Source organism: Mesorhizobium sp. M0909 (genome assembly GCF_040319515.1).
In the GTDB taxonomy this organism is placed as follows: domain Bacteria; phylum Pseudomonadota; class Alphaproteobacteria; order Rhizobiales; family Rhizobiaceae; genus Mesorhizobium.
The window spans coordinates 81361-107018 of the sequence record NZ_JAMYOA010000006.1 but is presented as its reverse complement, the minus strand read 5'-3'; the positions used below and the strand labels follow the sequence as shown (position 1 = coordinate 107018).

At 64.6% G+C, this 25658-nt stretch carries 21 protein-coding genes; 7 read left to right on the top strand and 14 right to left on the bottom strand.

All coding sequences use genetic code 11. The features are described 5' to 3' along the window. Positions 1 to 316 precede the first annotated feature (316 nt). Complete coding sequence (locus NKH83_RS11260) at positions 317 to 994, top strand: MIP/aquaporin family protein (RefSeq protein ID WP_254819333.1); 678 nt, start codon at positions 317 to 319, stop codon at positions 992 to 994. 78 nt (positions 995 to 1072) lie between these two features. Here the strand turns inward: NKH83_RS11260 and katG are convergent, their stop codons facing one another. Continuing rightward, on the bottom strand, positions 1073 to 3271 hold the full coding sequence (katG, locus tag NKH83_RS11255) for a catalase/peroxidase HPI (protein ID WP_352804180.1): 2199 nt from the start codon (positions 3269 to 3271) through the stop codon (positions 1073 to 1075). Between the two features lie 148 nt (positions 3272 to 3419). Here katG and NKH83_RS11250 point away from each other — a divergent pair, with 148 nt between their 5' ends. Next, positions 3420 to 4328 (top strand): hydrogen peroxide-inducible genes activator, encoded by a 909-nt coding sequence (locus NKH83_RS11250; RefSeq protein ID WP_352804176.1) that lies wholly within the window; start codon positions 3420 to 3422, stop codon positions 4326 to 4328. 67 nt (positions 4329 to 4395) lie between these two features. On the opposite strand, the gene NKH83_RS11245 is transcribed toward NKH83_RS11250, so the two are convergent. Continuing rightward, positions 4396 to 4998 carry a cupin domain-containing protein gene (locus NKH83_RS11245; protein WP_352804173.1) on the bottom strand — a complete coding sequence of 201 codons (603 nt, stop codon included), beginning with the start codon at positions 4996 to 4998 and terminating at the stop codon, positions 4396 to 4398. A 667-nt stretch (positions 4999 to 5665) separates the two neighbouring features. On the opposite strand from NKH83_RS11245, the gene NKH83_RS11240 reads away from it, so the two are divergent. Beyond that, positions 5666 to 6736 carry a coiled-coil domain-containing protein gene (locus NKH83_RS11240; RefSeq protein WP_352804170.1) on the top strand — a complete coding sequence of 357 codons (1071 nt, stop codon included), beginning with the start codon at positions 5666 to 5668 and terminating at the stop codon, positions 6734 to 6736. Positions 6737 to 7570: 834 nt separating this feature from the next. On the opposite strand, the gene NKH83_RS11230 is transcribed toward NKH83_RS11240, so the two are convergent. The 6 genes from NKH83_RS11230 to hisS form a co-directional block, all read right to left on the bottom strand. After that, positions 7571 to 8674, bottom strand: a complete 1104-nt coding sequence (locus tag NKH83_RS11230; protein ID WP_352804164.1) for a calcium:cation antiporter — start codon at positions 8672 to 8674, stop codon at positions 7571 to 7573. Positions 8675 to 9079: 405 nt separating this feature from the next. Beyond that, the gene (locus tag NKH83_RS11225; protein WP_352804161.1) at positions 9080 to 9298 is read right to left on the bottom strand and encodes a cysteine rich repeat-containing protein; all 219 of its coding nucleotides are present in this window, start codon (positions 9296 to 9298) and stop codon (positions 9080 to 9082) included. Positions 9299 to 9359: 61 nt separating this feature from the next. Continuing rightward, positions 9360 to 11126 carry an AMP-binding protein gene (locus NKH83_RS11220; protein ID WP_352804158.1) on the bottom strand — a complete coding sequence of 589 codons (1767 nt, stop codon included), beginning with the start codon at positions 11124 to 11126 and terminating at the stop codon, positions 9360 to 9362. 399 nt (positions 11127 to 11525) lie between these two features. Continuing rightward, the gene (hisG, locus tag NKH83_RS11215; protein ID WP_352804155.1) at positions 11526 to 12227 is read right to left on the bottom strand and encodes an ATP phosphoribosyltransferase; all 702 of its coding nucleotides are present in this window, start codon (positions 12225 to 12227) and stop codon (positions 11526 to 11528) included. After that, positions 12224 to 13345: an ATP phosphoribosyltransferase regulatory subunit gene (locus NKH83_RS11210; RefSeq protein WP_352804152.1), complete on the bottom strand. Its 1122-nt coding sequence runs from the start codon at positions 13343 to 13345 to the stop codon at positions 12224 to 12226. Before NKH83_RS11210 ends, hisG begins: the two co-directional genes overlap by 4 nt. Before the next feature lie 178 nt (positions 13346 to 13523). Further along, positions 13524 to 15086 (bottom strand): histidine--tRNA ligase, encoded by a 1563-nt coding sequence (gene hisS, locus NKH83_RS11205; RefSeq protein WP_352804148.1) that lies wholly within the window; start codon positions 15084 to 15086, stop codon positions 13524 to 13526. Between the two features lie 228 nt (positions 15087 to 15314). On the opposite strand from hisS, the gene NKH83_RS11200 reads away from it, so the two are divergent. Continuing rightward, the gene (locus NKH83_RS11200) at positions 15315 to 15569 is read left to right on the top strand and encodes a hypothetical protein (protein WP_352475820.1); all 255 of its coding nucleotides are present in this window, start codon (positions 15315 to 15317) and stop codon (positions 15567 to 15569) included. Between the two features lie 4 nt (positions 15570 to 15573). Here the strand turns inward: NKH83_RS11200 and NKH83_RS11195 are convergent, their stop codons facing one another. After that, a complete protein-coding gene (locus NKH83_RS11195) occupies positions 15574 to 16209 on the bottom strand; it encodes a DNA-3-methyladenine glycosylase I (RefSeq protein ID WP_352804144.1) in 636 nt (211 codons plus the stop codon). A 222-nt stretch (positions 16210 to 16431) separates the two neighbouring features. Between NKH83_RS11195 and NKH83_RS11190 the strand changes: the two genes are divergently transcribed. Both NKH83_RS11190 and NKH83_RS11185 read left to right on the top strand, forming a co-directional pair. Then, the gene (locus NKH83_RS11190) at positions 16432 to 17166 is read left to right on the top strand and encodes a L,D-transpeptidase (protein WP_352804141.1); all 735 of its coding nucleotides are present in this window, start codon (positions 16432 to 16434) and stop codon (positions 17164 to 17166) included. A gap of 268 nt (positions 17167 to 17434) precedes the next feature. Then, positions 17435 to 18355, top strand: a complete 921-nt coding sequence (locus NKH83_RS11185; RefSeq protein ID WP_352804138.1) for a bifunctional 5,10-methylenetetrahydrofolate dehydrogenase/5,10-methenyltetrahydrofolate cyclohydrolase — start codon at positions 17435 to 17437, stop codon at positions 18353 to 18355. 12 nt (positions 18356 to 18367) lie between these two features. Here the strand turns inward: NKH83_RS11185 and glcF are convergent, their stop codons facing one another. The 5 genes from glcF to NKH83_RS11160 all read right to left on the bottom strand — a co-directional run bounded on the left by glcF (position 18368) and on the right by NKH83_RS11160 (position 24595). Then, on the bottom strand, positions 18368 to 19699 hold the full coding sequence (gene glcF, locus NKH83_RS11180; protein WP_352804135.1) for a glycolate oxidase subunit GlcF: 1332 nt from the start codon (positions 19697 to 19699) through the stop codon (positions 18368 to 18370). A gap of 68 nt (positions 19700 to 19767) precedes the next feature. Beyond that, on the bottom strand, positions 19768 to 20151 hold the full coding sequence (locus NKH83_RS11175) for a DUF4870 family protein (protein WP_254819316.1): 384 nt from the start codon (positions 20149 to 20151) through the stop codon (positions 19768 to 19770). Further along, positions 20148 to 21404 (bottom strand): FAD-binding protein, encoded by a 1257-nt coding sequence (locus NKH83_RS11170; protein ID WP_352804132.1) that lies wholly within the window; start codon positions 21402 to 21404, stop codon positions 20148 to 20150. The genes NKH83_RS11175 and NKH83_RS11170 overlap by 4 nt, the downstream gene beginning before the upstream one ends. A gap of 223 nt (positions 21405 to 21627) precedes the next feature. Further along, positions 21628 to 23124 carry an FAD-linked oxidase C-terminal domain-containing protein gene (locus NKH83_RS11165; protein WP_352804129.1) on the bottom strand — a complete coding sequence of 499 codons (1497 nt, stop codon included), beginning with the start codon at positions 23122 to 23124 and terminating at the stop codon, positions 21628 to 21630. Positions 23125 to 23260: 136 nt separating this feature from the next. Continuing rightward, positions 23261 to 24595: a DUF3422 family protein gene (locus NKH83_RS11160; protein WP_352804126.1), complete on the bottom strand. Its 1335-nt coding sequence runs from the start codon at positions 24593 to 24595 to the stop codon at positions 23261 to 23263. A gap of 210 nt (positions 24596 to 24805) precedes the next feature. On the opposite strand from NKH83_RS11160, the gene NKH83_RS11155 reads away from it, so the two are divergent. Beyond that, positions 24806 to 25609 (top strand): FadR/GntR family transcriptional regulator, encoded by an 804-nt coding sequence (locus NKH83_RS11155; protein WP_254819312.1) that lies wholly within the window; start codon positions 24806 to 24808, stop codon positions 25607 to 25609. The last annotated feature ends 49 nt before the right edge of the window (positions 25610 to 25658 follow it).

Below are 25658 nucleotides of genomic sequence, written 5' to 3'. Positions count from 1 at the left end.
ATCCGGCCCTGCTCTTAGAGCTTTTCGTGGCCTGATTGAAACAGTTCTGTTTCCCCGACGGCGAGACAATCCATGCAAGGGGTGACGAGTGTGGGTTGGCGCATAGCGAGTCGCCGCCACCACGCGGGCGCCGGCATGCGTAACCAAACAATTAGATCAATATATTACAAGTCTCTAATGTGCATGTCTGGCGCTCACAAGCATAGCGGCTTGCGAAACTGCTCTGCTTTCCAAGTTTTCTGGTTGCGAATACTCTTTGCGCGGTGATTCGCGTCGCAGAAAAGGCGGAGCCGCGGGTCGATACGAGGAGAGGGCAATGAAGACTTATCTGGCGGAAGTTCTAGGCACGTTTCTATTGGTGTTCATCGGCACGGCTTCGGTGGTGACGGGCGGCTTCGGCGGCGCGCTGCCGCTTGGCCAGGAAGGTATCGGTCTGGCGTTCGGCATCGGCCTGATCGCGGCGGCCTATGCGATCGGCCCGATTTCGGGCGCGCACCTCAATCCGGCGGTGACGCTCGGTGTATTCCTCGCCGGGCGGATGCCGGCCAGGGATGTCATTCCCTATTGGATCGCGCAGGTCATCGGCGCCATCATCGCGTCGCTGGCACTGTGGATCATCGTCTCCGGACAGGTGGGCGGCCACACCGGCGGCTTCGGCGCCAATGGCTGGGATGTGACGAAATGGGGCGTCAGCTCGGCCTTGCTGTGGGAGCTGATCGGCACTTTCACCTTTGTCACGGTGATCCTCGGCGTCACCAACGCCAAGCACACCACGGCCTTCGCCGGCCTCGTAATCGGCCTAACGCTGGCCGGCCTGCACTTCGCCATCATCCCGGTGACCGGCACATCGCTCAACCCGGCCCGTTCGATCGGACCGGCGCTGTTTTCGGGAACTGCGGCGATCGGCCAGCTGTGGCTGTTCATCGTCGCGCCGCTGATCGGCGGCGCCATTGCCGGCGTGGTTGCCAAGGCCGGTATCTTCGAGAAGGACTGACTTTTCGGAAGCCCAACGAAAAAAGGCGCGGGTCGAGGCCCGCGCCTTTTTTTTCGTCGAGAAATTCGTATGCCCGGATCAGGCCGCGAGGTCAAAACGGTCGGCGTTCATCACCTTGGTCCACGCCGCGACGAAATCCCTGACGAACTTCTGCCCGGCGTCCGCCGACCCGTAGACCTCGGCCAGCGCCCGCAGCTGCGCATGCGAGCCGAAGATCAGGTCCGCGCGGGTGCCGGTCCACTTGACCGCCCTGGTCTTGCGGTCGCGCGCTTCATAGACTTCATCGGAGCCGGCCGCCGGATCCCAGACAGTGTTCATGGAGAGCAGGTTGACGAAGAAATCGTTGGTCAACGTGCCCGGCCTGTCGGTGAACACCCCGTGCTTCGACTGACCGGTGTTGGCGCCGAGCACCCGCAACCCGCCAACGAGCACCGTCATCTCCGGCGCCGTCAAGGTCAGCAGCTGCGCCCGGTCGACCAGCATCGCTTCGACCGACATCGGCGGCTTGCCCCTGACATAATTGCGGAAGCCATCGACTTTCGGCTCGAGCGCGGCGAAGGACTGGACATCCGTCTGTTCCTGCGAGGCGTCCATGCGGCCTGGCGTGAACGGCACCCCCACGTCATGGCCGCCGTCTTTCGCCGCCTTCTCGACCGCGGCTACGCCGCCGAGAACGATGAGGTCGGCAAGCGAGATCTTCTTGCCGCCGAACTGCGCTGCGTTGAACTCGCTCTGGATGCCTTCGAGCTTCTCGAGCACCTTGGCCAGTTGCGCCGGCTGGTTGACCTCCCAATCCTTCTGCGGCGCCAGGCGGATGCGGGCGCCATTGGCGCCGCCACGCTTGTCGGAGCCGCGGAAACTCGAGGCCGAGGCCCAGGCGGTCGAGACCAGTTCTGAGACGGACAGGCCGGAGGCCAGGATCTTCGCCTTCAGCGAGGCGATATCCTGTTCGCTGACCAGTTCGTGGTCGACTGCCGGTATCGGATCCTGCCAGATCAGCTCTTCCTTCGGCACGAGCGGGCCGAGATAGCGGACGGCCGGACCCATGTCGCGATGAGTCAGCTTGAACCAGGCGCGGGCGAAGGCATCGGCGAACTGATCAGGATTCTGATGGAAGCGCCGCGAGATCTTCTCATAGGCCGGGTCGACGCGCAAAGCGAGGTCGGTGGTCAGCATCGCCGGGGCGCGACGCTTCGACGGATCGTGCGCGTCCGGCACGGTGCCTGCACCGGCGCCGCCCTTCGGCGTCCATTGATGGGCGCCGGCCGGGCTCTTGGTCAGCTCCCATTCGTAGTTGAACAGATTGTCGAAGAAGTTGTTGCTCCATTTGGTCGGCGTCGTGGTCCAGGTCACCTCGAGGCCCGAGGTGATGGCGTCCCCGGCAATGCCGGTGGCGTGCTTGCTCGACCAGCCGAGGCCCTGCGCCTCGATGCCGGCGCCTTCCGGCTCCGGGCCGACCAGCGATGCATCACCGGCGCCGTGGGTCTTGCCGAAGGTGTGACCGCCGGCGATGAGCGCCACGGTTTCCTCGTCGTTCATGGCCATGCGAGCGAAGGTTTCGCGGATGTCGCGCGCCGCGGCCAATGGATCGGGCGTGCCGTTCGGCCCTTCCGGGTTGACGTAGATCAGCCCCATCTGCACGGCGCCGAGATGGCCGTGAAGTTCGCGGTCGCCGGAATAGCGCTCGTCGGCGAGCCACTTGGTTTCCGATCCCCAGTCCACGTCCTGCTCGGGCTCCCAGACATCGGCGCGGCCGCCGGCGAAGCCGAACGTCTTGAAGCCCATCGATTCCAGCGCGACGTTGCCGGTGAGGATCAACAGGTCGGCCCAGGAGATCTTCCTGCCGTATTTCTGCTTGACCGGCCACAGCAGCCGGCGCGCCTTGTCGAGATTGGCGTTGTCCGGCCAGCTGTTGAGCGGCGCGAAACGCTGCTGACCGGCGCCGGCGCCGCCACGGCCATCGCCGATGCGATAGGTGCCGGCGCTGTGCCAGGCCATGCGGATGAAGAGCGGGCCGTAGTGCCCGAAATCGGCCGGCCACCAATCCTGCGAATCGGTCATCACCTGGTGCAGGTCCCTGATCACCGCATCGAGATCGAGGCTCTTGAATTCCTTGGCGTAGTCGAAGTCCTCGTCCATCGGATCCGAGAGGCTGGACTGCTGGTGGAGGACGCCAAGGTCGAGCTGGTTTGGCCACCAGTCACGGTTGCTCCTCCTGGCCGATCCATGTGGGACCGGGCATTTGCCGGCGCTGTTGTCGTCGGTTTTCGCGTCCATCTTTGCCTCCGATTTGTTGATTTTCCGGGATTTTGTTGATTTTCCGGGCAGGGCCAGCGAGCCGCGCCATCCTGGAATGGTTCCAGACTAGCCTGCTCGGCCGATAAAGACAAATTGCCTTTGCTGTTTATTCTGATAGGTTTTTCTTATGATCGGTTTGACCGTCCGGCAGATGCATTATTTCGAGGCGCTGGCGCAGACGCTGCATTTCGGCCGCGCCGCCAAGCTCGCCGGCGTCAGCCAGCCGGCGCTGTCTTCGCAGATCGCCGAGATGGAGCTGAGGCTGAATTGCCGTCTGTTCGAGCGCGGCGGCAAGGCGGTACGGATGACGGACGAGGCGCAGGGCTTGCTGCCGCGCATCGAGCGCATTCTTGCCGACGTCCGCGACGTCGAGGCGACGGCCCGGCGCGGCCGCCCGGCGCTGGAAGGCCGCTTCCGGCTCGGCATCATCCCGACGGTGGCGCCCTATCTGCTGCCGCATGTGCTGCCGGAGCTGAAACGGCATTTCCCGGCCTTACAGCTGGAACTGCGCGAGGCGGTGACGGCGTCGCTGGTCGACGACACCAGCTCGGGAAAGCTCGACGCCTTCGTCGCGGCACTGCCCCTCGATTACCCGGGCCTGGTCACCGAAGAACTTTTCTCGGACCGGTTCTTCCTGGCCGTGCCGGCCGGCGACCCCGCCTTCGCCTCACCGCCGGTGCCGCCGGAAAGCCCCGCGCTGGAAAGGCTGATGCTGCTGGAGGAAGGCCATTGCCTGCGCGAACAGGCGCTCGCCGTCTGCGGCAGCGTGCGGCCGGTGGCGATGGCAAGCTACGGCGCGACCAGCCTGACGACGCTCTTACAGATGGTGGCGCACGGGCTCGGCGTCACGCTCATCCCAGAAATGGCGGCAGGGCCGGCCAGCACTATCCCCGACCTGAAGATCGTGCCGTTCCAGGAGCCGATGCCGCAGCGCACGATCTGCCTCGCTTGGCGGCGCAACAAGGTGCGCCACGACGAATGCGTCGAACTGGCCAAGGTCATCCGCGGGCTGGATGCGGCGGTGCTGGCGGCGTAGAGCGGCGCACGTTGGGTCCGGTTAGCTCCGAAGCGGACCCGCAAGCCCCCTTTCGAAAGGAATGACTTCAACCTTTTTCCCAGGCTGCGAGCAATGGGCCCTTGCTTCCGTAGACAGGGTCCTTGCGCGGACGGCCCACCTTGGGGATCGTCACCACCGCCCTGGCATGGTCGGCGGCGGTCGTGCACAGGTCGTAGGTGCCGGATGGAGGATAGGCGCCGACGACCAGAAAATCGTCGGATGCGGAAAGACGCTGGTGCCCGGTGCCGGCCGGAAGCACCGCGACGTCGCCGGCCTTCAGCGACAGCGTTCGCCCCTTGCTGCCGCCAAAGCGGACCTTGGCCGTGCCGCGCGCAACGCCCAGCACCTCGTGGATGCGCGAATGGTAGTGGACGTAACCGTAGATGCCGTTGCGCCAGCTATCGCCCCAGCCATTTGCTTCGAAAAGCGCCTCCATGACGGCCGCCGGATCGAAGTCTTCGGGCAGCTTCACAGCGCCGCGATAGACGACAAGCGGCCAGAACGGATGGTTGGGCACCAGGCCATCATCGCTGAACCGAAACGCGTTTGGTTTGCGCGGCCTCAGGAGGTCGGCAACCTCTCGCCTATCCGGCCTGGCGATACCGGTGACCTGCTCGACGGCTTTCTTGGTGGTTTGCAGGATGCTCATGGTGCGCCCTTGGGGTTGGTGGAAGCTTCATGCCGATTAACCGGTTGGATGGCGGTCGGTTCCGCTGGCAGCAGAGATCTGCGAACGGTGCGGCGGTCATGGCGGGCGTCGTGCCGCGACAAGGTCCCGCACGACGAATGTATCAAGCCGGCGAAGATCATCCGCGGGTTGGAGGCGGCGGTGCTGGCGGGCGCGCCGTACCATCCAGCGAAAGGTTTGGTGTTGACCCGAAGTCGGCCTTCGCAGCCTGAATGGCTGCTTTGCGCCGCATCACAGCCGTTGGGTAGAGAAGATGGTCATCCCGAAAGCCGAAAGTTCCGTTTGTTCGAATGATGACAACTAAGGAAATAGGAAACAGCCTTTGCATTCCGTGCTTTGGCGTTGCCGAGGGTGCTTCACTAGCATTGATCTTTTTGGTGCGGCATCCACGGCGCCGCGGCGTGCAGTAAGTGGAGAATACAATAGCGGTGAGGGCTGCGATCGTTGAGGTTCAGTGATGAATCATGTGCAGACTACCAGGTCAAAATGTCTCCGCTGTGACTTCACCTTTATTAAACGACGGCCCTTGATTTTACCTCACGAGATAAGCGGCAGGAGGTGCAACGGCGCGCCGTCCCTCATTCCGTTATGCCTCGTTCTACTGTTGGCATCTCCGGCAAATGGTCGGTTGGCCCCCGAAGCGCCAGCGGTTGCCATAGCTAACGCCAGCTCGTCGGTCGTGGTTTCCGAACATACCAAGGTCGACAAAGAACCGGGCAAGCCACAACCGGGCGCGCTCGGATCCTGCCTATCTAGAGAGCTGGTGCTCAGCGAAACACAGGCACTCAAGGAGGGTGCGCAAACGCGCCTGGGCGAGCATGAAGTGGCTTTACGCCGCGAATTGGCCGCAGCACGAGCGGAGCTAGACGTCATGCAGCGCAGCATACGTGAGCTAAGCGCCCAAGCACACGTGCTGGCAGACACGGTGGCTCAGCAAGCACAAGCCCTAAAAGAGCAGCAGCGAACAGACGAAGCGCTCGCGCTCGATCTGGAGACGGCGCAGCGCGTTATCGAAAGCTACAGGGCTGAAGCCAGTCTCTGGGACAGCGAGCAGGCCGCCGCGCTTGGCGCGCACCCCTCTATGGAAGCCTCCCAGCTTGCTGCGAAGCGAGCGCTTGATGACGAGCGGCACAAGGTTGAGCTCCTGGAACAAGAACTTGCCACGGCTCGCCAAACTATCGATGCTCTGAAGACAGGCGCAAATCTGGCAGCCGTCGAGCAGGCCAACGCCATAAGGGACCGACAGGTGGCCGAGGCCGCTCTAAAGCAGGTTCGAGAAAGACTCGAACGGGGACGCGAACGAGCAGATTCAGCTGTACGTGACCTCGATATTGTTCGCCAGGAACGCGATGCTTTAAAGCAGAATTCGGTAGCATTGAGTGCGGCGCTCGACCAAGAGCGTGAAAGGGCTATCGGCCTGGCCCGCAGCCTCAGTGCGGCGCGTGAGGCAATTGATACCGTCAAGGGTAAGCGTCGGACTGCGGCTGTGGAGCGCGCGCCGAAAACACGTACCCCCGCACTTGCAAGCAGGTTATCGCGTTCGGGCGCCAAACCAGCCCGTAAACCGGGCTTGCCGGAAAAACAGAGAGTGAAGGTCCAAAAGTCGCCGCAAACTGCTCTGCTGGCAACCATACCTCTTCCCGCAGCATTGCTTCCAACCCGGCCATCAAAAAGCTCGAGCCGCGCGAGTGAAGACTAATGGGCGAAACGGTAGGCCGCAGTGGAGACGACTATGAACAAGTATGTTGCAGCCGCGTTGGCGATCGGGACTACAATTGGGCCTGCCTCGGCACTTGAAGCAGGCGTGGGCGGTAGCGCCGGCGGTGTCGGGGTCGGTGCTGGAGTGAGCGCCGGTTCGCAAGGCGTATCTGTCGGGGCGGGCACGAGCGTCGACGGCGTAGGCGGAGCAAATGTTGGAACTTCGGTCGGTGCAGATGACGGGTCAGTCGACGCAGGCGTTGGTGCCAGCGGCAACGTTGGTGACACAAGCACAAATGCCAGTGTGGGCGACGATCCGTCCGCCGAAAACGAGGCGGCTACCGGACCCGACAGTTCGACTGCAGCGACGGCCCCCGCCTCTGCCAAGACGGCCAGGCGATCCATCGTGCTGCCACCCGTCCTCAGGCCTTCCAAAGCCGGTGAGGGTGACTTCACCGAGGGATATCCGTTTGGATCTCTGGGACCACTGACAGCGAAACCCGGTACGCCGATTGCGGTCGTGCGAGCCTGCCGCGCGGCGATCATGGCCGCTGCGACGCCGCTTGGCGCCGTCCGTGTCCACGCGGCAAGCGCAGGCGCCTTGCATCAACGTCGGGGCGCACTCACGGCGCCGATCGAGGTGCGAATAGACTATGCAAGAGAGGGCGGCATCGAAGTCCGGCAGGCGCAAGTCAGTTGTCGCCTCGATGCGTCGGGCAGGGTCACTGCAATAATATAGCACCAAGCCTGATCGCCAGCGCTGCACGCCGACAGCGGTACGATCCGCTTCGCCATCCACAAGGCGGCGTTCTAGCCATCTGCGCCTCCCACCCCCTCACGGCACAAATATCAAAAACACCCAGGTAAAAAACACCACCAAATGCACCAAGCCGGTCAAGAACGTCGTTCTCTCCGTGCTAAAGCTCACATTGCAGATGAAAAGCGCCAGAACCAGAAGCACCGTGTCGGTCGCCGGCAGCCCCAGGGTCAGCCCTCTTCCGGTGAGCAGGCTGGCGGCGGCTATGCCTGGTATTGTCAAACCGATTGTCGCGCAGGCCGAACCCATGGCGACGTTCAGGCCGCGCTGCAGCTCGTTGTTGAGTGCGGCACGGACCGCCGAAATCGCCTCCGGCATCAACACCAGCCCGGCGATCATCGCGCCGACAATGGCGTCGGCCTGCGGCACCTCATAGGCAATGAGCGCATCTTCGACGCTTGCCGCGACTTGCTCGGCCAGCATGACAATGCCGATCAGCCCGATCAGCAGGAGAATAGCGCCGGCGGCGAGGCTTTCGTGGGCATCGGTTCGCACTGTGGCGCCGTGTGCTTGTGCGTCGATGAAATCGTCGCGGTGGCGGACAGTCTGCGCGAACAGAAAACCGGCATACAGCAGCACCGAAAGCACGCTGACGAAGCCAAGCTGAGCCGCCGAGAACGTGCCGGGATCGGTGGTTCGCGTGTAGGTCGGCAGAATGAGCGTCATGACGCTGAGCGCGACCAGAACCGCCAGATAGGCGCTGGTGCCTTGGCGCACGATTGCCTGCTTGCGATGGCGCCAGCCGCCAAACGTCAGGCACATGCCGACAACACCGGTGGAGGTGATCATCACCGTCGAGAACACGGATTCGCGTGCAAGCGTCGGGTTGTTGGCGCCATGCAGCATGATGGAAACGATGATCGATACTTCGATCGCCGTCACGGCGATGGTCAGCACCAACGTGCCGTACGGCTCGCCTACCCGCCGGGCCACCGCCTCGGCGTGGTCGAGCACCACGAAAATGGTGATGAACATGATCGCGCTCGACAGCGCGCCGATAAATATCCTGGTGCCCAGCGACCCTTCGTCCACCGACACCCCGCTGGCCCTGACCGCGACAGCCATCGCCAGCGCGGCCAACGGCATGCCGTAGGAAACCGCCGATCTTGCGAAACCACTCATTGTCACCGTTTTGCCTTCCCGCGAATCCCGTGGAAGGGCGATTTGCAACCACTGTTGCGCACCGCGACCATCCAGAGGAATCGCATATGACAGGTCATGACGAGCTCAATCGCAGCGTACCCCACCCCTTCAAGGGGAAAGGCAATCGCATTTGGAGTCTTGCGAAAATGGACCCCCACCCTAACCCTCCCCACAGGGGGGAGGGAACGCTGCCGCGCGCCCTTGCTTTCCTTTTGGCGACGAAATGCAGGCAATTTTGCAAAGGTCGGCGCCACCGAAAGTCCCCCTCCCCCTTGTGGGGAGGGTCAGGGGTGGGGGTCCTCTTCGCAAGAATCCTCCTGCCCCCGCACACCTCGCCTGTCCCCTGGTCCGAAACATCATGTCACCCGCAGGGAAGCTCGCGCGCTAGCCGGGCGTGTTGGCCTTGACGACTTTCCTGCATTCGGGCGTCAGCTCGCTTATGTGACCGGCCAGGCATTTGACGACGCGGCCACCGCCCGGCAGCACGCCCTTGCACAATCTCTGGTAATCTGCCTGGCAGGCCTCACGCTCGGCCGCCGTCTGCGCCAGCGCCGCGGTGGCTGCCAGCTGCGTTGCCAGGAAAAGCACGAACCCAATCCGCATGGAACACCCCCTAAATATGTTGCCCAAACAACGCCTCCGTCACGCGTAGACGCAAGCCTTCTCAAGCCGTCTTCTGCGTCACCAATCCCAGTTCGTCGATCATCGCCTGGCGCATCAGGAATTTCTGCGGCTTGCCGGTCACCGTCATCGGCAATTCGGTGCGGAAGCGGATGAAGCGCGGGATCTTGAAATGGGCGATCTGGCCGGCGCAGAACGCCTTGATGTCCTGCTCCGTGGTGATCTGGCCGGGCTTCAGCACGATCCAGGCGCACAGCTCCTCGCCATATTTCGGGTCGGGAATGCCGAACACCTGCACCTCCTTGATCTTGGGGTGGCGATAGAGGAATTCCTCGACCTCGCGCGGATAGACGTTCTCGCCGCCGCGGATGACCATGTCCTTGACCCGGCCGACGATGTTGCAATAGCCGTCTGCATCGATGGTGGCGAGGTCGCCGGTGTGCATCCAGCCCTCTGCGTCGATGGCCTCGCGGGTCTTCTGCTCGTCGTCCCAATAGCCCTTCATCACCGAATAGCCGCGCGTGCAGAGCTCGCCCGGCGCGCCGACCGCGACGGTGGCGCCTTCGGCGTCTATCGCCTTGACCTCGACATGCGGATGGACGCGGCCGACGGTCGAGACGCGCTTTTCCAGGGGGTCGTCGACGCTGCTCTGAAAGGACACCGGGCTGGTCTCGGTCATGCCGTAGGCAATGGTCACCTCGGCCATGTGCATCAGCGACACCACCTTCTTCATCACCTCGATCGGGCATGGCGAGCCGGCCATGATGCCGGTGCGCAGGCTGGTGAGATCGAAGGAGGCGAAATCCGGATGGTCGAGCAGGCCGACGAACATGGTCGGCACGCCGTAAAGCGCGGTGCAGCGTTCCGTTGCCACCGCCTTCAGCGTGGCGCCGGCATCGAACCCCTCGCTCGGGAAAACCATGGTCGCGCCCTTGGTGACGCAGCCCATCGTGCCCATCGACATGCCGAAGCAGTGGTAGAGCGGCACCGGGATGCACAGCAGGTCGTCGACGGTAAGCCGGATCGCCGCGGTGACGAAATTGCCGTTGTTGACGATGTTGTTGTGGGTCAGCGTCGCGCCCTTCGGCGCGCCGGTCGTGCCTGAGGTGAACTGGATATTGATGGCGTCGTCCGGTTTCAGCCCGTCGGAAATGCGGTCGAGCCGGTCATGCTCGTCGCGCCCGGCCATCGCCAGCACATCGGCGAAATTGAACATGCCCGGCGAACTCTCCTCGTCCATGCGGATGACGGTCTTCAGCGCCGGCAGCTTGCTGGCGTCGAGCTTGCCGGGGGTGGCCGTGGCGATCTCCGGCGCCAGCGTTTCGATCATGCCGAGATAGTCGGAACTCTTGAACTTGGCGGCGGTGACGAGCGCTCGGCAAGCGACCTTGTTCAAGGCATATTCCAGTTCGACCAGCCGGTAGGCCGGGTTGATGTTGACCAGGATCAGGCCGATGCGGGCGGTGGCGAATTGCGTCACCAGCCATTCCCAGCGGTTCGGCGACCAGATGCCGACGCGATCGCCTTTCTCGAGGCCGAGCGCCAGGAAGCCGGCGGCCAGCGCATCGACCGTCTCCGACAGTTCCTCCCAGGTAAAGCGCTTGTCCTGCTCGACGAAGACGGCGGCATCGAGCGTGCCATATTTGCTGACCGTATCGGCAAACAGCGCCGGGATGGTCAGGTTAAGCAGCGGCACACTGCGCTCGCCCGAGACATGCGCCGTGCCGTCGACCGGCGCAATGAACGAGCCGCCATCGCGCTTGCCGCGCAGGCTGGTGGCATTCTTCAACTCGTCGAGATTGATCGGCATCGCCGTGTCCTCCGCAGACCAGCCGAGCCTATCAGCCCGGCGGGGTGGTGGAAATCCCGTCGATGGTGGGGCTTGCGCTGGAACTAGCCTGTCCGGGCCAAAAACAAAAAACCCGCCTCGGCGGGCGGGTCTTCAGGGCCAATTGGCACCATAGCGAGACTAGTAGCATAGCTGCCGGCACAAAGCAAGAACAAAATTGCTGTATGTCAGGAAATTGCTTCGGGTCGGCGTAGCTGCTTATCTCCCCCCTCGAGGGGGAGATGGCCGGCAGGCCAGAGGGGGTCGCCGCGCGTCGAGCTCCAGCCTGTTCTGTCGGTCAGGAGAGTCGCGTCAAGACGTACCGACCCCCTCTGTCGCCTTCGGCGACATCCCCTGCCCTCAAGGGGGAGATCGGCGGCGTCAGCCTGTCTCCACCGACGCCATCCTGCCCGCAATATCGCGCAACACGGCCTCGTCCGCCGCTGCCCGCGCTTTCCGCGACGCGACGAGGCAAGCCTGCGAGCGCAGGATGAGCCCGTCGGCCAGCACCTTGAGATGGTTGGCGCGCAGCGTCGAGCCTGACGTGGTGATGTCGACGACGATATCGGCCAATCCGGCCGCCGGCGCGCCTTCGGTGGCGCCCAGGCTTTCGACGATGCGATAGACCTGGATGCCGTGCTTTTGCGAAAAGAACTGCTGGGTCAGGCGCCAATATTTGGTGGCGATCCTGAGCCGCCGGCCATGGCGCTGGCGGAAGTCGGCGGCGACGTCGTCGAGATCGGCCATGGTGTCGACATCGAGCCAGATGTCGGGCACGGCGACGACGACATCGGCATTGCCGAAACCGAGGCGGGCGATGATTTCGGCGCGCGCCTCGCAATCGGCAAGGTTTTCGCGAAGCAGATCCTCGCCGGTGATGCCGAGATCGACCGAGCCCTGGCCGATTTCGCCCGCGATCTCGGAGGCCGACAGGAACGCTATCTCGACGCCGTCCATGCCATCGATACGGGCGCGGTATTTGCGCTCATCGCCGGGCAGGCTGACGGCAAGCCCGGCCTTGGCCAGCACCTCCAGCGCCTGCTCCTTGAGCCGGCCCTTCGACGGCAGCGCCAGCGTGATCATGGCGCCTTCTCCCGCAGCGCCTCGATGCGGTCGAGCCAGACGGAAAAACCGACGCCGGGGATCGGCGTTTTTGCGCCGAGCAGCGTCAGCAGCCGGTCGTAGCGGCCACCACCGGCGAGCGGACGGTCGCCGCCTTGCGCCGCGATCTCGAAGACCAGGCCGGTGTAGTAATCGAGCGGGCGGCCGAAGGCAGCGTCGTAGCGGATTTCAGACATCGGCAGGCCGAGGCTTTCGATGGCCGCCGCGCGGGCGGCAAAATTGTCCAGTGCGGCGCCCAGCGAAAGGCCGGCATCGGCGGCAAAGCTTTCGAGCGCCCCGGCGGCGCTGTCGAGCGGCACGTCGATCGCCAGAAACCCCTTCAGCGCCGCAAATGCCTCGTTCGACAGCCGCACGCTGCGCAATTCGGCCTTCTCGACCAGGCGCCGCGCGATTTCGGAGGGCGAACGCCCGGCCGTTGCCGACAGGCCGGCCTCTTCCATGCCGCCGGCGATATGCGCCGAGAGAGCGTCCAGATCGCCATCAAGGACAAGGGCGGCGACCGCGCCGGCGAGCTGGCTGTTGCGCGGCGGATTGGCGAGGTCGGCAAGGGCTGCCTCCAGCATCGCCGCCGAGCCGAAGGCGCGCGCCAGCCGCATGCGCCAGCCGCGCGGCAGGCCGAGCGCTGCCAGCACCGCCTCGAAGATGGTCTGGTCGCCGAGCGTGACCACCAGCTCGCGGCCGGGCAGCACCAGCGAAAGCAGCGCATGCGCATCGGCCAGCGAGCGGGCGTCGGCGGCGGCCGTGTCGCGGTCGCCGAGGTCCTCGATACCGGCCTGGAAGAATTCGTTGCCGCCCTCGCGGCGCTGGCGAAACACCTCGCCGAGATAGGAATAGCGGCGCGGCGTGCCGGCTTGGCTGGCAATGTGGTCGAGGCAGACCGGAATGGTGAATTCCGGCCGCAGGCAAAGCGTCTGCCCGGTCTCGCTCTCGGTGAGAAAGATGCGACGGCGCAAGTCCTCGCCGGCCATGTCAAGGAACGGGTCGGCCGGCTGCAGCACGGCGACTTCGACCGCATGGGTGTCGCGCGCGGCGAAGAGCGTCGCGATGTCGGATGCGATGGCGGGGTAGCGGGAGGTCATTGATCGGTTGGGCGCGAGGCACCCCCCTCTGTCCTGCCGGACATCTCCCCCGCAAGGGGGGAGATCGGCAGCTTGGGCCCCGGCACCTTTTCTCCAACGCCGGAGATTGGCGAAAGCAGGCGCGACATCCAATCTCCCCCCTTGCGGGGGAGATGGCCGGCAGGCCAGAGGGGGGTGTTCACGCGCCACCCTTCGCGCGGTCAGCCGCCTGCGCCGCAAGTATCTTCTTCACTTCGGCAACCAGCTCACTCTCCGCCACCGTCACCTGCGCCGGCCGTGCGGCGCGCCATTCGGCGTTATCGGCGATCTCGGCCGACATCCGTGCGCCCTCGATCAGGTCCTTGATCTGCACCTCGCCCTTGGCGCGCTCGTCGCCGCCCTGGATGACAGCGACGGGGCTGCCGCGGCGGTCGGCGTATTTCAGCTGCGCCTTCATGCCGGCGCCGCCGAGATACATTTCCGAGCGGATGCCGGCGGCGCGCAGCTCGGCCACCATCTTCTGGTAGCGGCCGAGGCTTTCCGTATCCTTGTCCATGGTGAGCACGACGACCGGCGCGATGACATCGGAAGTATCGAGCTTGCCGAGGTTCTTCAGCGCCGTCATCAGGCGTGAGACGCCGATGGAAAAACCCGTCGCCGGCACCGGCTCGCCACGAAAGCGCGAGACGAGACCGTCATAACGTCCGCCGCCGCCGACCGAACCGAAGCGCACGATCTGGCCGTCCTCATTGGGGATTTCGGCCAGCAGCTCGGCCTCGTAGACCGGGCCGGTGTAATATTCGAGGCCACGCACGACGGAGGGGTCGATGCGAATGCGATCCTCACCGTAGCCGCTTTGTGCGACCATGGTTCTTATCTGCTCCAACTCTGCAAGACCCTCAACAAACGAGGCGTTCGTGATGCCCAGATGTTCGAGTTTCCTTTCCTCGAAAAGATTGCTGACACCGGGGTTGATGGATCCCAGTGTCTGGACAATTTTTTCGGGATCATGCTGCGCCATGACTGTGAAATAGCTGATGACAACGTCGATTTGCGTATTGTCCAGCCCGGCGCCCTTGGTGAAATCACCGCTCTCGTCCTTGCGCCCGGCGCCCAAAAGCAGGCGCACGGCCTCGACGCCGAGCTTGTCCAGCTTGTCGATCGCCCGCAGCACCGTCAACCGGCGCCCGGCATTCTCGTCACCGCCGAGGCCGATCGCCTCGAGCACGCCGTCGAGCACTTTTCGGTTGTTGACACGGATGACGTAGTCGCCGCGCTTGATGCCGAGCGCCTCCATCACGTCCGCCATCATCATCGCCATCTCGGCATCGGCCGCAACGCCCGGGGTGCCCACGGTATCGGCGTCGAACTGCATGAACTGGCGGAAGCGGCCGGGACCGGGCTTTTCGTTGCGGAACACCCAGCCGGAGCGGTAGCTGCGATAGGGTTTCGGCAGGCGCTCGTAATTCTCGGCGACGAAGCGCGCCATCGGCGCGGTCAGGTCGTAGCGCAGCGACAGCCACTGGTCGTCGTCGTCCTGGAACGAGAACACGCCCTCGTTCGGCCGGTCCTGGTCGGGCAGGAACTTTCCAAGCGCATCGGTGTATTCGATGAGCGGCTGGTCGACCGGCTCGAAACCGTAGAGCTCGAAGACCGAGCGGATCGTCGCCATCATCTTCTCGACGGCGCGCAGGTCGTCGGCGCCGCGGTCGACAAAGCCGCGCGGCAGCCGCGCTTTCATCTTTTCGGATTTGTCGGCCATGGGATGGGTACTCGGTGTTTCGTGGCGCTCCGGGGATCGGTTAAATATCCGATTTCCACGGCGCGGGTGTCCTAACCGATGCAGCCGGGAGCGGCAAGGGTTTGCGCTTCTCCTTCCCCCTTGTGGGAGAAGGCAAGAAAAAGAAGCTGAAACAATTGCGCCATGCGCGCGGCATCGTGCAGACACAATCCGGGCCGATAAGCGCGCCGAAACAACGGGTTCGGGCCCATGGCCACGCTACAGAAGTTCGACATCATCGATAGCGGCGCACGCGACGCCTCGGTCCGGCTGCGGCCGGCCGACAATCATGCGCCGAAGGCGACGAAGCAATTCGCGGGACCGTTCGAGATCGCGGCGCAACAGCGCAACGGGCCGACCATGCGCGACGTGCTGATAACCGGCCTGCTGGTGATCTATCCGGTGTTCGCCGCGCTGGCGGCCATCCTCGCCGGGTTTTTCCTCGCCGGCGCCGGCGGCGCCTGAGCCGCTATTTCGGCCGCTTGAAGGCTTTCCGCTCCGCCTCGACCGGCTCGCGGCAGACGCAGCCCTCGAGATGGTCGTTGACCAGCCCCATCGCCTGCATGAAGGCGTAGACGGTGGTCGGGCCGACAAAGCTCCAGCCGCGCTTCTTCAGTTCTTTCGAAATGCGGACCGAGACGGCCGTCGTCGGGTTGGCGCGCAGATGGGCGAGATCGACGATCTCGGGCCGCTCGTCCGGTCCTGGCTCGAACTTCCAGAACCATGCCGCCAGCGAGCCGGCCTCGTCGATGAGCTCGCGGGCGCGTTTGGCGTTGTTGATGGTCGACACGATCTTGCCGCGATGGCGGATGATGCCGGCATTGCCGAGCAGGCGCTCGACATCGGCGTCGGTGAAGGCGGCGATCTTGTCGACATCGAAGCCGGCGAAGGCCTCGCGAAAATTGTCGCGCTTGCGCAATATGGTCAGCCAGGACAGGCCCGACTGGAAACCCTCGAGGCAGATCTTCTCGAACAGCCGGCGGTCGTCGGCGACCGGCCGGCCCCATTCGTGGTCGTGGTAGTGCAGATAATCCGGCAGGTTGCCGTGCCAGACGCAGCGGGCGACGCCGTCGGGACCGGCAAGCAGACCTGTCTTTTCGTCCATGGCGGAATTCCGTTCTTGTCCTGGCGTTAACGCGTTTTGACGCGGCCTTTACCGTGGCTTTACCAGATTCCTGAACCGGGCGGTAACCACACCAAAAGCTTTACTGACAGATCGGCATTTTACGCATTCCGATTCATGTTTCGGTGGCCGCTTCGCGCTCATTGTCGGCGAAATCGGGGAGGCTTTGCACCCCGGCATGTTCGACGATCAAGGTGCGTTGCGATGAAGACATTCTTGTTCCCACTGTTCGGCGCCGCCGCCGTGCTTGCCGCCGGTGCCGCCAATGCCAACGACCGCTATGCCGAGAGGCCGCCGGTGGTGGTCAGTCCCGACCTTTCGGCGCCCTGGGTGCTGCAGCTCGGCCATGCGCCGGGCATCGTGCGGCAGAGCCGGCAAGAGGCGCAGCCGCAACGGCGCTATCGGCGCCAGGCCGAACCCGATCAGCTGCGCACCGCAGCGGTGCAGGCACCGGCCAAGCGCATGATCATGCGGCCGCAGATCGACCCGATCTATCTGCCGCAGGAAGTCGCCTATGACGGCCCGCAGAAGCCGGGCACGATCGTCATCGATACGCGAGAGAATTTCCTCTATCTGGTCGAGAAGAACGGCAAGGCGCGGCGTTATGGCGTCGGCACCGGCAAGCCGGGCTTCGAATGGTCCGGCACCCACAAGATCACCAACAAGCGCGTCTGGCCGGGCTGGCGGCCGCCGGCGGTGATGATCGCCCGCGAGGCCGCCAAGGGCCGTTATCTGCCGACCTATCTCGCCGGCGGCATGGAAAACCCGCTCGGCGCACGCGCGCTCTATCTCGGCTCGACCGAGTACCGTATCCACGGCACCAATCAGCCCTGGACGATCGGCGGCGCGGTGTCGTCGGGCTGCATCCGCATGCGCAACGAGGACGTGGTCGACCTTTACGAGCGGGTCAATGTTGGCACGACGGTTGTAGTGATGTAATCTGCGGTTGACCTCACCGATGATTCTGCTCAGAAGCCTCGGGAGTACTGAATAACGGGGGACGGGCCGTGTGGGGATGCGGCCAGTCACGAAAGGGCAGCGCGGCAAGCCGTGCTGCCCTTTTTGTTTCCGCCAACACCAGCAAGAATTGACGGGAAGATTTCGCCGGCACGTCGCGCGACGGGCATGGCGGTTCGTTTTTCGCACTGCCTTTTCGTGGTTGCTTTGCTATGTGGCGGCTAAAGTTCCAGACAAAGGCCCTATCTCGATGACCCTCTCCGACGACAGCCGCTATCTCCGAGGCGGCCCGGTTGCCCAACGCATCATCGCCGGCGTGCGCGAGGACGCGGCGATCGCCACCGCCGAAGGCTTTCCGCCCAAGCTGGTGTCGATCACCGTCGGCGACACAGCGGCGGTCGACGTCTATGTCCGCAACCAGCGCGCCAAGGCGGGGCTTGCCGGCATCGGCTTCGAGGAAAGGCGCTTTCGCGCCGACATCACCGCCGGCGAACTCGAAGCGGCGATCCACGGCCTCAACGCCGACCCGCGCGTCACCGGCATCATCATCCAGCGACCGGTGCCGGTGCACATCCCGATCAAGACGCTGCAGGCGGCGGTGCATCCGCTCAAGGACGTCGAGGGCATGCATCCGGCCTCGATCGGCAACATCGTCTACAACCAGCTCGATCTGGCGCCCTGCACGGCGGCTGCCTCGGTCGAACTGCTCAAGGAAACCGGCCTCGACCTGAAGGGGCTCGAAGTGGTGGTCGTCGGCCATTCCGAGATCGTCGGCAAGCCGATCGCTTTCCTTTTGATGAGCGAAGGCGCGACGGTGACGGTCTGCCATCACATGACGCGCTCGGTGGCAGCACACGCACGCCGCGCCGACGCGCTGTTCGTCGCCGTGGGCAAGCCGCGGCTGATCAAGGCCGATATGGTCAAGCCGGGTGCGGCCGTCATCGATATCGGCATCAATTCGGAGATCGGGCCAGACGGCCAGAGCCGCATCGTCGGCGACGTCGATGCCGAGAGCGTCAGGCATGTCGCGTCGTGGATCACGCCGGTGCCTGGTGGCGTCGGCCCGATCACCGTGGCGATCCTGCTGCGCAACACCATGGTGGCGCTCAGCCGCCAGCGCGCCCGCTACCAGGCAACCTACGGCACGGCGGACAGACTGGCGGCGGAGTAGGCGACTGGCGGATCACTCGGCCGCGATAACCGCCATCTCTTCGCGAACGCCTTCGGGCTTCGGCCCGCCATAGGCCCAGTCGAGCAGCTTTATCGTATGGACCACCGGCAGCTTCGCGGCAGAGGCGATCTGGGTGATGCAGCCAATATTGCCGGTGGCGATGATTTCGGCGCCGGTCGCCTCGATATTCCTGACCTTGCGGTCGCGCAGCGTCGCCGAAATCCCGGGCTGCAGGATGTTGTAGGTGCCGGCAGAACCGCAGCAGAGATGCCCTTCGCGCGGCTCGCGCACGACGAACCCGGCTTTGGCCAGAAGCTCCTTCGGCTGGCGGGTGATCTTCTGGCCATGCTGCATCGAGCAGGCCGAGTGATAGGCGACAATGGTGCCCGGCTTGCGCATCGGCTCGGGCAGGTCGAGGCTTGCCAGATATTCGGTGATGTCCCTGGCCAGCGCCGAGACGCGCGCCGCCTTGTCGGCGTAGGCAGGATCGAGGCGCAGCATGAAGCCATAATCCTTGATGGTGGTGCCGCAGCCGGATGCGGTGATGACGATGGCGTCGAGCCCACCCTGCTCGATGGCGCGCGTCCAGGCGTCGACGTTCCGTCGGGCCGACGCCAAGGCAGCGTCCTCGCGTCCCATGTGGTGCACCAACGCGCCGCAGCAACCTTCGCCTTCCGGTACTACGACCTCGACGCCAAGCCGGGTCAGCAGCGAAATCGCCGTGTCGTTGATACCGGGATCGAGTACGGATTGCGCGCAGCCGGTGAGGATGGCGACGCGGCCATTTTTCTTCGCGCCCTGCCCCGCATGGACGCCCGGCGAGGCCATCGGCGAGACTGCCGGGACCGACGCGGGTGCGAGCTTGAACATGGCGCCCAGAGGCCTCAAGGCCTGGATTTTCTCAAACAGGCCGGCGAATGGCTGGCCGAGCTTCGCCAGCTTGAGCGCCGCGCGGAAACGCGAGGGATAGGGCAACACGAAGGCCAGCATGGCGCGGGTCAGACGATCGGCCAGCGGACGCTTGTAGGTCTCCTCGATGTGGGCGCGGGCGTGATCGACCAGATGCATGTAGTTGACGCCCGACGGGCAGGTGGTCATGCAGGCAAGGCAGGACAGGCAGCGGTCGATATGGGTGACGATCTCCTTGTCGGCCGGCCGGCCATTTTCCAGCATGTCCTTGATCAGGTAAATCCGGCCGCGCGGCGAATCCAGCTCGTTGCCGAGCGTCACATAGGTCGGGCAGGTGGCCGTGCAGAAGCCGCAATGCACGCATTTGCGCAGGATCTTCTCCGATTCCGCGACAAGCGGATCGGCGAGCTGGGCAGCTGAGAAATTGGTCTGCACGTAAACGAATCCTTACCGTTTGAGCATGATCTTTTCCCAAAACCGGTACCCGCTTTTGGGGATCACGCTCATAATCCTAGAAACCAGCTTTCCGGGTTCTTGACCGCTTCGCCGCGCTGCAGCGCCTGCAGGCCGAGAATGCAGCGGGCGATGAACCAGACGGCGACGGCGAAAATCAGCACGACACCGATGACCACGATCATCAGCAGCGCCGAGATCAGTGCATAGAGCAGGCCGATCCAGAAGGTGCGGATCAGGAATGTGTAATGGCTCTCGACGAAGCCGCCGGCCTTGCCGCGGTTGATATAGGCCAGGACGATGCCGACAATGCCGCTGACGCCGATGGCTAGGCCGGCGAGATAGAGGATGTAGATGACCAGCGCGTTGGTCGGGCCGGGCTCTAGCCAGCGGTCGGTCTGGCGTGACGTACCGTTTTGGCCTGGATCGCTCATTGTGCTCCTCCCTCGGTTGCCGCGGCGAGAGTAGCAGAGCCTGCGCCCGGCGCCATACGGCCGGGATTGAGGATATTCTTCGGGTCGAATTCGGCCTTCAGCCGCGCCGACAGTGCTGCCAGTTGCGGCGCTTGCGGTTCGAACACGGGAACGGCAGCGCGGTGCGAGGGGGTTGCGCGCACCAGCGTCGCATGGCCGCCACCATGTCTTCTGATGAGGCCGCGCAACAGGCCGGCCTCGGGATCGTCCTGCTGCATGCGCAGCCAGATCAGCCCGCCCTGCCAATCGTAGAAGGCATCGACCGCGGCCTGCATGCGCAGCGCCAGCACCATCTGGTGGCCCTGTGACGGCGCCATCGAGACGCGCCACACAGGCCTTTCGCCGCCATCGGCGAACGGCGCGCAGTCGCGGATGTCACGCCAGACCGAATACGATACCGAACCGGAAATCTCCTGCAGCGGCCCAGCGTCTTTCAGCAGGTCTTTCAGCGCGGCAATGCGGTAAGCGACCGACGGGCCGAAGCCCTCGATGCGCAGCAGCGTCGCCGCATCGCTGCCGAGACTGCCGTCAGCGACCCTAGCTGCGACCCGTTCGGGAAGATGGGTAGCGCTCGACACCTCCGCGCTGGAACCGAGCGCCAGCGCCATGGCGGCGGCGGCGTGATCGTCGAGCAGGCCGCGAATGGCGAGCGTGACTTCGGTCTCGGCGGCAGGCAGCACCTTGAAGGTGACGTCGGTGAACACCGCCAGCGTGCCCCAGCTGTTGGCCATCAGCTTGGACAGATCATAGCCGGTGACGTTCTTGACCACGCGGCCGCCGGACTTGAAGGCCTCGCCGCGCCCGGAAACGGCAGATATGCCGAGAATGTGGTCGCGCGCAGCACCGGCCTTCAGCCGGCGCGGCCCGGAAAGGTTCGCGGCAAGCACGCCGCCGATGGTGCCTCGTCCTGGCTCGCCGCCGAGCAGCGGGCCGTAATCCATCGGTTCGAAGGCCAGTTGCTGGCCGTTTTCGGCAAGCAGGCTTTCGATCTCGGCCAGCGGCGTCCCGGCCTTCGCCGACAGCACCAGCTCGGCCGGCTCGTAGAGCATGACGCCGGAGAGTTTGGAAAGGTCGAGCGTATGCTCGCTCTGCTGCGGCCGGCCGATGCCGCGCTTGGAACCATGGCCGATGATTTCGAGCGGCGAGTCTTCGGCGGCTGCCCAAGCGACGGTGGAGAGGGTTTCCGCTGATGTGGTCGGGGTGAAGGTGGTCATGCGGCAGAACCGCCAGTCGTAAATGACGAGAAGCCGCGATCCTTCCCACCCCCCTCTGTCCTGCCGGACATCTCCCCCGCAAGGGGGGAGATCGGATGTCGCTTAGGCTTTCGCCAACCATCAACGCTTGAAGGCGAGCAGGACGTTGAAGCAGCCAATCTCCCCCCTTGCGGGGGAGATGTCCGGCAGGACAGAGGGGGGTGTCCAAGCGCCAACATACCCCTCAAAACCTCGGAATGTCCGGAAACGCCACTTGCCCGCGATGCACGTGCATCCGCCCGAGTTCGGCGCATCGCCTCAGCTGCGGAAACACCTTGCCCGGGTTGAGCAGATGGTTGGGGTCGAACGCGCATTTGACGCGCATCTGCTGGTCGAGGTCGATCTGGTTGAACATTTCCGGCATCAGGTTGCGCTTCTCGACGCCGACCCCGTGCTCGCCGGTCAGCACGCCGCCGACCTTGACGCAGAGCCGCAATATGTCGGCGCCGAAACTCTCCGCCTTCTCGAGTTCGCCCGGCACATTGGCGTCGTAGAGGATGAGCGGGTGCAGATTGCCGTCGCCCGCGTGGAAGACATTGGCGACGCCGAGCCCGTATTTCTCCGACAGTTCGCGCATGCCGGCTAGCACGCGCGGCAGTTCCTTGCGCGGTATGGTGCCGTCCATGCAGTAATAGTCGGGCGAGATGCGGCCGACCGCCGGGAAAGCCGCCTTGCGGCCGGCCCAGAAACTCAGCCGCTCCTGCTCCGATTGCGAAATGCGGCATGTGGTCGAGCCGTTCCTATAGGCGATGGCTTCGACCAGGCCGATCAGGTGATCGACCTCGACACCCGGCCCGTCCAGCTCGACGATCAGCAGCGCCTCGACATCCAGGGGATAGCCGGCCTGGACGAAATCCTCTGCGGCGTGGATGGCCGGACGGTCCATCATCTCCATGCCGCCCGGGATGATGCCGGCGCCGATGATGTCGGCGACGCATTGGCCGGCCTGCTCGCTGGTCGGGAAGCCGATCAGCAGGGCACGCGCCGTCTCCGGCTTCTTCAGGATGCGTACGGTGACCTCGGTGACGACGCCGAGCAGTCCTTCGGAGCCGGTCATCACGCCGAGCAGGTCGTAGCCTTCCGCGTCGAGATGGCTGCCGCCGAGGCGCACCACCTTGCCATTCATCAGCACCATCTCGATGCCGAGCACATTGTTGGCGGTGAGACCGTATTTCAGGCAGTGCACGCCGCCGGAATTTTCCGCGACATTGCCGCCGATCGAGCAGGCGATCTGGGAGGATGGATCGGGGGCGTAATAGAAGCCCTCCTGCTCGACGGCGGTGGTGATGCCGAGATTGGTGACGCCGGGCTGGGCGACGACGACGCGGTTCTGAAAATCGATCTCGAGGATGCGGTTGAAGCGGCTCATGACCAGCAGCACCGCGTCCTGGAGCGGCAGCGCGCCGCCGGACAGCGAGGTGCCGGAACCGCGCGGCACGACGCGGATGTTGCGATCGCTGCAATACTTCAATACGCGCGACACCTGCGCCACGGTCTGCGGCAGCACCACGACGAGCGGCAATTGCCGGTAGGCGGTGAGCCCGTCGCTCTCGAAGGCGCGCATGGCATTGGCGGCGTCGACGACGCCCTCGCCCGGCACGATGATGCGCATATCGGCGACGATCTCGTCGCGCCGGCGCATCGTGGCGTCGTCTGGTTTCGGCATGGCAAGGCCGGACATCGACAGCCTCCTTCGATCGACTGGTAAAAATCTTTTACCAGCGACGGTGGTCGCTTGCAAATGCCGCTTTGGCCGGGTTGGGAGGCCTATGGCCGGGACAGCCTTCCGCAGCGGCAATCTGCCGCTCCGCCCTTCACTATTCGCCGGGCTGCTTGCCTGGTTCGGAGTGCATGCGGCGGACGCGGCGCACGCCCCACCAGACGAGCACGACGGCGAGCGGCACCGAGGCGGCGGTGACCATTTCCGGCGCAAAGGCGTGGCCGAAGACCGAGGCGCCCTTGGCGACGTAGCCGATGAGGCCGACGACATAGTAGGAGACGGCGGCGACCGAGAGCCCCTCCACCGTCTGCTGCAGCCGCAATTGCAGGCGGGCACGATTGTTCATCGAAGCCAAAAGATCGCGGTTCTGCTTTTCGACCTCGACGTCGACCCAGGTGCGCAGCAGCGTGGTGGCACGGGTGAGCTTCGTCGACAGGTTGGCCTGACGCTCCTCGACCGAACGGCAGGTACGCATCGCCGGCGCCACGCGGCGCTGCAGAAAACCGCCCCAGGTGTCGTAGCCGGGCACCGCCTCTTCATCGAGCGCTTCCAGCCGTTCGCGAACGATGCCGTCATAGGCGCGGCTGGCGCCGAAGCGGTAGAGGCTGGAGGCGGCATCGGCCTCCAGCTCGGCGGCCAGTTCGGTCAAGTCGGCAAGTAGCGTCTGGCTGTCGCGGGTCTCGGCGACCTTCATTTCCAAGGTGGTCTGAGCCAGCCTGTCTTCGATGCGGCGGGCGCGACCGGACAGCGTCAGCGCCAGCGGCAGTCCAAGCATGGCCAGCGTGCGGTAGGTCTCGATGTCGATCAGCCGCTGTGACAGTGCCCCGGTGCGCGCCGGGGTCAGGCCGCGGTCGAGCACCAGCATGCGGGTCAAGCCGTCGCCGTCCTGGCGGAAATCGGTGACGATGGCCGCGTTGCCGCGCTCGACCAGCGAGTAGCACAGGCTGGTCGGGTCAAAGCCGGCGATCAGCCTCTCGTTCGCCGGCGTCCATTTGCGGATTTCGAGCCTAATGCCGGAAATCACCGTTCCCGGCGGCGAAAACCCGTTGCCGAATGGTGTTTCTTCTTGCCCTCTGCCGTTTTCGGCGAGCGGTCCTTCCCAGAGGTAGGTCGAGAACTCCGTGTGCCGTTCCCAGCGCACCGAGCCCTTGCCCCATTTCATCGCGTGGTGGCGGGCGTGAGGGTCGGGCGCGGCGATGCCGAGGCGTCGCGACAATTCGGAAAGCACGGCCTGATCGACGCCGGATCCAGCTTCGGTCATGAAGGAAAGCTGCACCAGCACGCGCGGCTTTTCGACCAGCGGATGCGGCCGGGCGTGGACCTCGCCGAGCGCGCCCGGCCGACCTTCATGCGCCGGAAAGCCCATGACGCTGCCGCCCACGGCTTTGGCGCGCAGGTGGAATTCGAGGTTGGACGGGTCGGCGTCTGGCACGGCTGGTCCCCCGGGCTTCCCTGAGCCCTTTGGCAATGAGGTCCCTCTAGAGGCAATCGCCAGAGGACGCAAACGCCCAATTTAGCTGAAGATGATATGGCGCCGCGGCTTCGAAATCGACCCGGCCCCGGCGAATTGGATAAATAATTTGACCAGTTGGCGACGCTGGCTTTATCTTGCGCGACTTCGGTTCAACCCCCAGGACCCCGTTTGAGCGACATTTTCTCCCGGATCGAGCATTCGCGCACCGCCGACGAGGTGGTGCAGCAGATCGAGAGCCTGATCCTCGAAGGCGTGCTGCGCACCGGCGACCGGCTGCCGGGCGAGCGCGAGCTGGCGCGCCAGTTCGAGGTGTCGCGGCCGATCCTGCGCGATGCCTTGAAAGCCTTGGAAGGGCGCGGGCTGTTGACGACACGGCCAGGCGGCGGCACCCATGTCGCCGATGTCATCGGCCAGTTGTTCACCAAGCCGGTGACCGACCTGATCTCGATGCATCGCAAGGCGGTGACCGACTATCTGGAGTACCGCCGTGAGATCGAGGCGGTGGCTGCCGAATATGCAGCGCGGCGTGCCACATCGGACGATCTGGCGCTGCTCGACCGCATCATGGCGCGCATGGACGAGGCGCACCGGACCGCCAATTTCGACGACGAGGCGGAAATCGACATCGAGTTCCATCACGCGATCTGCGAATGCGCGCACAACATCATCCTGCTGCACACGCTGCGCTCCTGTTATCGGCTGCTGTCGGAAGGCGTGTTCCAGAACCGGCGGCTGGTGTTCAACGTGCCGGGCGCGCGCGAGGCGCTGCTTTCGCAGCACCGGGCAATCTATGCGGCGGTCAAGGCCGGCGATCCGGCTGCGGCGCGGCAGGCGGCGATGGACCACATCTCCTACGTCGAACGATCGATGGCCGAGGCCGAGCGCAGCGGCGACTGGCAGCGCGTGTCGCGGCTGAGGCTCAGGCAACGCTCCGAGCCCGGTGACGGTGAGGCGGCAAGAAAACAGCCGTAGGCCCCGCCCAGAAAATCCAACGCGAACCAGCGAAGAACCAGCGGAAAAA